At 50.8% G+C, this 7,442-nt stretch carries 6 protein-coding genes; 5 read left to right on the forward strand and 1 reads right to left on the reverse strand.

What is annotated here, in order from left to right:
- Positions 1 to 5 precede the first annotated feature (5 nt).
- From N836_RS42015 to N836_RS42025, 3 genes are all read left to right on the forward strand, one after another.
- Positions 6 to 890 carry an SDR family NAD(P)-dependent oxidoreductase gene (locus tag N836_RS42015; protein WP_023070543.1) on the forward strand — a complete coding sequence of 295 codons (885 nt, stop codon included), beginning with the start codon at positions 6 to 8 and terminating at the stop codon, positions 888 to 890.
- Positions 891 to 929: 39 nt separating this feature from the next.
- Positions 930 to 1,937 (forward strand): nuclear transport factor 2 family protein, encoded by a 1,008-nt coding sequence (locus tag N836_RS42020; RefSeq protein WP_023070544.1) that lies wholly within the window; start codon positions 930 to 932, stop codon positions 1,935 to 1,937.
- Positions 1,938 to 2,008: 71 nt separating this feature from the next.
- On the forward strand, positions 2,009 to 3,169 hold the full coding sequence (locus tag N836_RS42025; protein ID WP_023070545.1) for a low temperature requirement protein A: 1,161 nt from the start codon (positions 2,009 to 2,011) through the stop codon (positions 3,167 to 3,169).
- A 9-nt stretch (positions 3,170 to 3,178) separates the two neighbouring features.
- Here N836_RS42025 and N836_RS42030 read toward each other — a convergent pair whose 3' ends face one another.
- Positions 3,179 to 3,403: a Uma2 family endonuclease gene (locus N836_RS42030; RefSeq protein WP_023070546.1), complete on the reverse strand. Its 225-nt coding sequence runs from the start codon at positions 3,401 to 3,403 to the stop codon at positions 3,179 to 3,181.
- Between the two features lie 134 nt (positions 3,404 to 3,537).
- Between N836_RS42030 and N836_RS42035 the strand changes: the two genes are divergently transcribed.
- Together N836_RS42035 and N836_RS42040 are read left to right on the forward strand one after the other, a co-directional pair.
- The gene (locus N836_RS42035) at positions 3,538 to 5,088 is read left to right on the forward strand and encodes an AAA-like domain-containing protein (RefSeq protein WP_023070547.1); all 1,551 of its coding nucleotides are present in this window, start codon (positions 3,538 to 3,540) and stop codon (positions 5,086 to 5,088) included.
- Positions 5,085 to 7,442 (forward strand): AAA-like domain-containing protein (locus N836_RS42040; RefSeq protein WP_023070548.1); only part of this gene is annotated, 2,358 nt, incomplete at its 3' end. The genes N836_RS42035 and N836_RS42040, both read left to right, overlap by 4 nt.

A 7,442-nucleotide genomic window follows, 5' to 3' on the forward strand; every position in this document is an offset into this window, starting at 1 on the left:
AGATTATGGCTAATATCAATCGTCGCAAGATTTTGGCGACAGGTACCGCTGCCGTTGCTGGCATGGCTACTGTTGCTGCCAGTCAGGCTAACGCTAATACCCTCAATCCAGTTGAACCTGCTGCCGCTAATCCAGACGGGAGATTTGTCGGCAAGGTGGTACTGATTACTGGAGCAACCTCTGGCATCGGTGAAACAACGGCCAAAGCCTTTGCCAGAGCTGGGGCTCAGGTGGCCTTTAACGGACGTCGGGCCAATCTGGGACAGCAGGTAGAAAGCGATATTCGGGCTGCCGGTGGAGAAGCTACGTATATGCAATCGGATGTGCGCGACCCACAGCAGGTAGAACAGTTTGTAAATGCCACCGTTGAACGATATGGCCGCTTGGATATCGCGTTCAACAATGCGGGTATCTTCATGACCCCGATTGAAATTCAGGACATGGAGCTTGCCAACTATCGCGACATGATTGCCACCAACCTGGACGGAGTGTTTTACTCCATGCGTTATGAGCTACCTATCATGATTGAGCAGGGTAGCGGCATCATTATCAATATGGCGTCTGTTGCTGGGCATCGAGGCTTTGCCAACACCCCCCACTACAATGCTAGTAAGCATGGTGTTATCGGTCTGACGAAAGCTGCCGCCACCGCTAATGCCAGGCGTAATATTCGCATTAATTCCATCTCACCACTCGCGGTGGATACTCCCATGCTGCGGCGTTCTTTTGAATATCAAGGGTTAACCTATGAGCAAATGGCCCCTAACTTTGTCACGCCTCGGATCATGACCACAGAAGAGATGGCTGAGGCCGTCATGTTTTTGGCTTCAAATGAGGCAACCGCCATCAATGGCATGGATCTGGATGTGACTGGCGGACAGCTGGCTTAAAGGATGACCTTTGAATCAACCTTTCTCTAGGAGTTAGCCATGAAATCTCTGTTCTTTGGAGCCCTGGCGGCTGTCTTTGTCACCGCTGTCACCCCTGCAGTTGTTCACAGTTCTCCAGCAATCACACTCTCCCAAAATCTAGCCTCAACTGCAACTGCCCAAGCGATGGATAAGGCTGCGATCTCAGCGATGATCAACGGTGTTGCTACCTTTGCCGACCAAAACGACTTTGTGCGTATCGAAACGTTCTACGCAGATGAGATCCAGGTTGACTATAGGTCGCTATGGGGTGGAGAGGTGCAGACATACACACCAGAGAGTTTAATGATGGCCTGGGCTGGTGTGCTTCCCGGTTTTGACCAGACCTATCACGATATTTCTAACATTCAAGTGCAGCTAGCAGACGCTCGGGCCACTGCCACTGCCGATGTCATCGCCGAACACTACCTGGGGGAAGGCTTTTGGCAGGTGACTGGTCAATATGAATACCGCTTTGTCAAACAGGCAGACCAGTGGCAAATTACCCACATGACTTTTAATCTGGTAGACGAGGTTGGCGATCGCAGGCTGGTTACCCTGGCGTCAGAAAGAAGCAAAATTGAGCCGAGTAGCTATCGGCAACAGCAGCAGACTGAGCAAACTGTGAGGGATTTTCTCACCAGCTTAGAAACTAAAGATATGGATGCCTTTGCCGCTGTCTGGGCTGAGGATGCGGTCCAGGATATGCCATTCTCTCCCGAGGGATTTCCAAAGCGGTTAGAAGGGCGAGATCATCTGCTTCAGCACTATGCTGCCTGGCCTGAGATTAGCGGCAGGGCTAATTTTACCGAGGAGCTGGTGTTTTATCCGATGGCAGACCCGACTATGGTGTTTGCTGAGTGGCGCGGTGTGGTCGATATTCTGTCCACCGGACGACTCTATGAACAACGTTATGGCGGGCTTTTTCATGTGGTCGATGGCCAGATCCAGCTATTTCGTGAATATTATGATCCAATTGTTTTCAGAGTTGCTTTTGGCCTTGATGAAGGTAGTACGGCAGATAATTAAGCCTGCTGGTCAAAGAAGGTGCGAATATTTTGGTGTATGGTGAGCGATGATTCTGTCATCTCACCATACTGATGTCTCATCGTCCATTTCGACCGTTAAGGCTGCACCGTGCCGGAGACCGCGAACAATCACGCCATGCCACCTGGCTAGAGTTGTTTTTTGATTTGGTATTTGTCTTTGCGATCGCAGAACTGGCCCATGTTCTCCATAGCAATTTAAGCTGGTGGGGTATCGCCAGTTTTGCCGGGTTATTTATTCCCGTATGGTGGCTCTGGATTGACTTTAGCTACTATGCCGATCAATTTGATGTAGAAGATGGTTTCTATCGGTTGACCATGTTTGGCATCATGCTAGGCATGGTAGTCATGGCACTTACCATTGAAGATGTATTACACGGTCACTCAGAGCGGTTTGCCATCATCTACACGGCGCTGCGGCTGGTGATTATTTGGCTATATATCCAGGCCTGGCGGTTTTTACCCGAAGCGAGAGAACTCACAGCTCGCTACACGATTAGTTTCTCAATTGCATTTTTGTTTTGGCTAACCTCAATTGCTGTTCCCGAACCAGCTCGATTTTTGCTGTGGGCCATTGCCCTCGCCATTGAAATTAGCAATGGCCCCATCACCTATGTCACCATTCGCTCTGTTCCCACCCAAAATTCCCACATGGATGAACGGTTTGGTCTGTTCGTCATCATTGTGTTGGGAGAAGCGATTGTCTCTGTGGGGACAGGAGTCTCTCAAACAGACTGGCAGTGGGCCGCAATTTTAACCGGGGTCAGCGGATTTTTAATGGCCGTTAGTCTATGGTGGATGTACTTTGAGCGGGCTGATGAAACCACAATCAATCAAGCGTTACGCGGTGGTCGCCTGGCCTTGTTTCGCGCCTATATCTACGGCTACAGTCATGTGCTGGCATTTATGGGCATTGTGGCCACAAGTGTTGGCATTCAGTTTGCCATCGAGGCCAACTCAGAACATGGGTTTATTGCCGAACAGCGTACGGTCCTCTGCGGGGGTATTGCTTTATTTCTGATTGGGGTGACCCTGCTACAGTGGGCCTCTCCTTGTTCCTTGCCTCGCCGTGTGATTTTGGCACGCATCGGTCTGGCGCTGCTGACCGTGGGCGTATTGCCGTTGGCACTGTCGCCCCTGGCCATAGTGATACCGCTGACGAGCTTGTTAATTGCCCTCAATGCCTGGGATGGGGTGCCGATTACCAAAGCTTGATTGAGTGTTCTACGTGTTCAACACTGTTTGGGCAGTAATGGTTAAGTCAGGAAAAACAACTGATTTGAGCAGTTGTTGGCCTGTGTGATTTTTTTCTTGGTAAATGTTGTTAACCAGGGTGAGGACCGTGACTTGAGCACGGTGCGGATGTTCAATGATCCAATATTCTGGGATGCCCCAGTCCTGATATTGCTGGCGTTTCCATTCGTAGTCACGACGATAGTTAGCTATCATCGGTAGTCAGTTCTAGATCATTCAGTTAAATCACGGAGTAGATAGAAAGTATAAAATTCAGCTTATTTTGATTTTAGGTTTGCTAATTTTAGGTGGCTGGTGCAAATCCGCTAATTCCTTTGCTGCTTTGAATCATGCAGGCTAATCCTCCCAAAACCCAGGTTTTTATTAGCTATCGCAGTCGAGAACCAGATGTTGCGATCGCACAGCAGTTTCATGCTCAACTCAGTGGGGCTGGCCATGAGGTATTTATGGCCGCAGCCAGCATTCGCCTTGGGGATAATTGGCCCCAGCGGGTGAACACGGCACTGGAGCAAGCCGATTATTTCATCCTGTTACTTTCGCCACAGTCGATTACCAGTGAGATGGTGATTGAAGAAGTACGGCAGGCAAAGCATTTGCACGATACCCAGGGTCGGCCTGTGATCTTGCCGATTCGGGTGAATTTGCCCATGGATGCCCCGCTGAATTACGACCTGCGGGGCTATCTCCAGCGGATTCAGCAGGGGCACTGGGAGTCAGAACAGGATACGGCTCGGTTGCTAAGGGAAATTCTGGAGCTCATTGGGGAAAACGTTGCTCCCCCACTTGTGGATGCGGGTGCTCAGGAATTAACGCCTGCGCCTGCGGTGATTGAAACCGCTGAAACTCCGCCCTTACCCGTGGCCGAGCCGGAACTCCCCGGCGGGCAGGTTGACCTGGCCTCAAAGTTCTATATTGAGCGCCCTCCCATTGAAAAACGGTGTTACGAAGCCATTGTCAAACCAGGAGCCTTGATTCGCATCAAAGCGCCCCGACAAATGGGCAAAACCTCCTTGATGGCGCGCATTTTGCACCATGCAGAGGCAGAAGGCTGTGTCAAAGTGCCCCTCAGCTTTCAGATCGCGGACAGCAAAATTTTTAAGGATCTCGATCAGTTTCTCAAGTGGTTTTGTGCGGTGGTCGGACGGCGGTTAAAACGTCCCAATAAGCTCAATGACTATTGGGATGGTTTCTTTGGCAGCAAGGATAACTGCACTGCCTACTTTGAAGAGTACTTACTAGCGGATCTAGATAAACCGTTGGCTCTGGGTCTGGACGAAGTGGATCTAGTATTTCAGCATCCAGAAATTGCCTCTGACTTTTTTGGTATGTTGCGGGCCTGGCACGAAGATGGCAAAAACCGAGATATTTGGAAAAAGCTGCGGCTGGTGGTGGTCCATTCCACCGAAGTGTATATTCCGATGAACATCAACCAGTCCCCCTTTAATGTGGGATTAGCTATTGAACTGCCGGAATTTACCCCAGACCAGTTTGAGGACCTGTCCCAGCGTCATGGGTTGAACTGGCAGGCGGATGATTTACGGCCTATCCAAGCCATGATTGGCGGGCATCCCTATTTGGTGCGCGTGGCCCTATACAACCTGGCTCGACAGGATATGACCCTGGCCGATTTGCTGCAGTCAGCCCCGACAGAATCCGGTCCCTATGGTGATCATTTGCGACGGCACCTGTGGAATTTAGAACAACGTCCTGAGTTAGCCGAGGCAGTCAAACGGATTGTGGCCACAGACAGTCCGGTACGGCTGGACTCAGTAGAAGCGTTTCAACTGCACAGTATGGGGCTGGTAAACCTGGAGGGTAATACCGTTAGCCCCCGTTGCAATCTATATCGGCAATATTTTAGCGATCGGTTAGGCCAATGAGTCATTCATCCTTTGGTGCCACAGATGTGTTTCAAACCGGCGGCAGTTTGGCGGCAGATGCGTCTACCTATGTCGAGCGTGCCGCCGATGACGCCCTCTACGAAAGAATTGTGGCTAGAGAGTTTTGCTATGTGCTGAACTCTCGACAAATGGGCAAATCAAGCCTGCGGGTGCGAACAATGCAGCGGTTACAGGCAGAGGGCTATGGCTGTGCTGCCATCGATATTACCCGCATCGGCAGTCAGCAGGTGGACGCGTCTCGCTGGTATGCGGGACTGATTCGCAGTTTGGCCAGCAGCTTTGAAGCGACTCAACCGATCAATCTGCGCCAGTGGCTACGCGAGCATGAATATCTCACCCCGGTTCAACAGCTGGGGGAATTTATTGAGTCCGTTTTGCTAGTGGAGATTACTGACCCCATTGTCATTTTTATCGATGAAATTGACAGTGTGCTCAGTCTCAACTTTCCCACCGATGATCTGTTTACCTTTCTGCGGGCCTGTTATAACCAGCGGGTGGATAACTCGGCCTACAAGCGGTTAACCTTTGTGTTGTTGGGTGTGGCCACTCCAACAGATTTGGTGCAGGATAAAACCCGCACTCCGTTTAATGTTGGCTACCCAATTGAGCTGCAAGGGTTAAGTTTTGAGCGAGCTCAGCCGCTAATAGCGGCGTTATCAACCCATGTGGCTAACCCCGATGACGTAGTGCAACGGATTTTAACCTGGACCGAAGGGCAGCCGTTTTTAACCCAGAAGCTGTGTCAGCTGGTCAGCAGCCATAGCGAATCTGGAGTGTCGCTGCCCCCGGAAACGCTGGATGAGATTGTGCAGCAGCGGATAATCAGTAACTGGGAAGCTCAGGATGACCAGGATCATCTGCGGACGATTCAGGCCAGACTGTTGCAGGATGATAATAAGATGGGTCTGTTGTTGGGGGTATATCAACAGATATTGCAGCAGGGGAGTTTGCCCTATGACAGTAGCCCAGAGCATATGGAGCTGCGGCTGTCGGGGCTGGTGGTGGCCCATCAGGGACAGCTCAAGGTTTATAACCAGATTTATCGCAATGTTTTTAATGAAGACTGGGTTAATCGGGCTTTAGATCGGCTGCGGCCCTATGCTGAATCGATTTCAGGGTGGCTGGCTGCGGATCGTCAAGATGAATCGCGTTTGTTGCGAGGGCGAGCCTTAGCCGATGCCCAAGCTTGGGCCATTGGCAAAAGTCTGAGCACCCAGGATTATGAGTTTTTGGCGGCTAGCCGCGAGCTGGATGTGCAGGAAATGCAGGTGGCGTTGGTCGCTCAGCAAGAAGCCAATGAGCTTTTGGAAGCGACTAACAAAAAAGTACGAAATCGTTTAGGGATTAGCTTTATTGGATCAGCTACGGTTATTTTTCTGGCGTTGGTAGGAGGTGGAGTGGCCTTGAGAACCCTAGCCAGTGCTCGGGCTGACACCGCTGAGGCAAAACAAGCAGAAAGTACTGCTAGACAGGCAGTAACTTCTGCGAGGCGAGCAGAGGCAACAGCAAAGCAGGCAGAGGCAACAGCAAAACAGGCTGTAGATGCGGCAGAGGCAGAACTTGAAACGATTGAGGCGAAAGCTCAGCAGGAGTTGACAGCGGCTAATAAGCAGGTGAGTGAGGCTCAGCAGTTGGTTGCCCAGGCAAGAACAGAACAGGAACAGGCTAATGCAGCGGCGGCTACGGCCCGAGCGGCCCGAGTTCAGGCTGAAGCAGATATCGTCCAGGCAAATCAAGATTTAGCCAGAACTCAAGTCGGTGTGGAGCTCGAACGTCGGAGTGCTAACTTGCTGCGATATCAGCCAGAACGCTTTTTTGAAATTGAAATTTTGTTAGAAGCTCTGGAGCTAGGTCAGGCGTTAAGGAACCAGGTGCCAGAAAATCTGAGGAATAAGGAGCAACCTAAGCTGAAGAACTATCCTGCAGTGAGTCCTATTCTCTCTTTACGACAGGCTGTGAATCAGGTCATGCAGGTTAACAAACTCCAAGGGGGTTTCCCTAGATTTAGTGACAATGGTCAGCGCATTTCCACCTATTCATCCAGCGATAATACTAGCTGGGTCCACAGCCAAGATGGTCAGAAACTCTTTTCACTCCAAGGGCATTTCCTCAACTTTAGTGAGGATGGTCAGCGCATTCTCACCTCTTCACTCAGCGATAATACCAGTTGGGTCTACAGCCAAGATGGTCAGGAACTCGCTACTCTCCAAGGGCATTCCCCCAGCTTTAGTGAGGATGGTCAGCGTATTCTCACCTCTTCACCCAGCGACAATACCAGTTGGGTCTACAGCCAAGATGGTCAGGAACTCGCTACTCTCCAAGGGCGTTCCCCC

The organism is Leptolyngbya sp. Heron Island J (assembly GCF_000482245.1).
Taxonomy (GTDB): Bacteria; Cyanobacteriota; Cyanobacteriia; order Phormidesmidales; family Phormidesmidaceae; genus Leptothoe.

Coding starts and splice junctions, on each gene's coding strand:
- N836_RS42035 (WP_023070547.1), top strand. CDS start 3,538: ATGCAGGCTAATCCTCCCAAAACCCAGGTTTTTATTAGCTATCGCAGT.
- N836_RS42015 (WP_023070543.1), top strand. CDS start 6: ATGGCTAATATCAATCGTCGCAAGATTTTGGCGACAGGTACCGCTGCC.
- N836_RS42020 (WP_023070544.1), top strand. CDS start 930: ATGAAATCTCTGTTCTTTGGAGCCCTGGCGGCTGTCTTTGTCACCGCT.
- N836_RS42030 (WP_023070546.1), bottom strand. CDS start 3,403: ATGATAGCTAACTATCGTCGTGACTACGAATGGAAACGCCAGCAATAT.
- N836_RS42025 (WP_023070545.1), top strand. CDS start 2,009: ATGTCTCATCGTCCATTTCGACCGTTAAGGCTGCACCGTGCCGGAGAC.